This is a genomic window from Carboxylicivirga linearis, from assembly GCF_018271995.1.
GTDB classification, from domain to species: domain Bacteria; phylum Bacteroidota; class Bacteroidia; order Bacteroidales; family Marinilabiliaceae; genus Carboxylicivirga; species Carboxylicivirga linearis.
Window position 1 is genome coordinate 1 of the sequence record NZ_JAGUCO010000073.1, and the last position, 2,027, is coordinate 2,027.

Annotated in this window: 1 protein-coding gene; it reads left to right on the forward strand. The window is 40.4% G+C overall.

Features of this window, described 5'->3' with window-relative positions; genetic code table 11:
• Window positions 1–2,001, forward strand: a 2,001-nt coding sequence (locus KEM10_RS23560; RefSeq protein ID WP_212220772.1) for a hypothetical protein, incomplete at its 5' end; no start/stop codon positions are given.
• Window positions 2,002–2,027: the final 26 nt, after the last annotated feature.

Below are 2,027 nucleotides of genomic sequence, written 5' to 3' on the forward strand. Positions count from 1 at the left end.
GGCATTGTATCCGGCCCACGAAACACCCAAAACGGTAAACGTTTCAACCACCTTATAAAAAAGGCAAACGGACAGGACACATTTATAAAAAACGGTAACGCCATTGAAACCGTTGAAAGTTGTATTGATATTATCGGCACGCACTTTCGGGAAGTCGAAGAACTGGCAAGTGTGCTACAAGGTGATTCACTAAAAGAATCTTGTCGTAATATCTTCAACTTTTCATACAATTATTTGCAGTACCATAAAGACGATGACGGAACTGAACAGCTCCGTACTCCATCTCGCTCCTGGTTAGACGGACAAATCAAGTTCAAACAAAAAAGCAAATCAGATGCAGGGATTGACTGTGATGATTACAGCATTTTTGTGGGTTCGATTTTAAAGTGTTTGGGCATTCCGTTCAAACTCCGCATTACCAAGTATGATGGTAAAAAGAATTTTCAGCATATCTATGTGATTGTTCCTGCCGTTGGTGATTCCGAAGATGAAATCGTTATTGACCCTGTTCTTTCAAAGTTCGATTACCAAAAGCCATACAGTTTTGAACGGTCTGATTTTGATATGTCTCCGCTACAATTGGCAGGACTTAGAGGCATTGATGGCTTAACAGGTACAAGTGCTTTAGGATTACCCATATCGGTTTTATCAGGTATTGATTTAGCTGGCGGTGTTCAGGCACAAGCCAACCATGAAGACCTTATTGCCATTGTTTCAGGTGTTGACTTTGACGATGCCATAAACGGCTTAGGTGATGCAGAAGATGCTACCTACAACTATCTAATCCGAACCCGGAATTATTTGTTAAAGAATCGGGATAACAAGGACAAGATGGCTCACGTCCAAAACCCTGACCAATTCATTTCAATGTTGGACCAGGCTATCAAGTTTTGGAATACTCCACAGCGAGATAAAGTTCTTGAGAAATTAGCTCAAATTGAAAATCAGTTATCAGCTAAAGGCTTAATAAAATATGATTCGGATGCTATTGATGGTTTATCAGAATTGGATGATTATGATGAAGAAATTGATGGGCTTGAAGGTCAAAGAGGTCTTGGTGGTTTCTTTAAATCATTGAAAAGAATTGGGAAAAAGATTGGAAAAGGTGTAAAAAAAGCTGCTAAGAAAGTCGGAAAGGTGGCTAAAAAAGTAGTTAAAGCCATTATCCGCTTTAATCCCTTATCAATTGCTATCCGAAATGGTTTATTGGCAGCTCTTCGCTTAAACATGTTTGGTATCGCTAAAAAGCTACAATATGCATATTTGCCAGATAACCTTGCCAGCAAATACAAAATTGACTCAACAAAACTAGCCAAACTCAAAAAAACTCACCGCAAAGTCAAGAAACTGTTTACTGGTTTACAAGGGAGAGAAAAGAACCTTAGAAAAGCCATCCTGAAAGGGGCAAAACAAAAGAGTTCCGACTTCTCACTTAAAGGAATTGACGGATTACTTGCTGATTTGAGAGGCTTGGAAGCCATTGGCGAATTGGCAGAATTGGGCAATATGGGTGCAGTTGCCACAGCAGCCTCTGTAACCGCAGCTAGTGGTGTGTTGGCAAAAATCGGAAGCTGGTTAAAGCCCATTAAAAACATCTTTACCAAGGTTAAAGATAAATTCAAAAAAGCAGCTCCTGCAACAGAAACAGTATCTCAATTTACCAATCAGGCAGCTCCAACAACCGAGGCTTATGCTCCACCAACAAACAGCGTGATGCCTCCATCCAATAGTATTATGCCACAGTCCGGCAATTACACTCCCCAACCCATAATGAAATCCGGGAACTACACTCCACAATCGACTACAACGAATCCTACTGCAACAGGCAAAAAGAAACTGAGCAAGGGCGCAAAAGTCGGCATTGGTTTAGGTGTTGCAGCTCTCGTTGGTACAGGAGCTTATCTCATGTTCCGCAAAAAAGACAGCACTCCTGCAAAACGGAAATCATCCCCCAAGAAAACCACCAATAAAGAAGATTTAGGAAGCATCAAGCTTCAATAAATAATTGTGAATCAATAATTAAAATT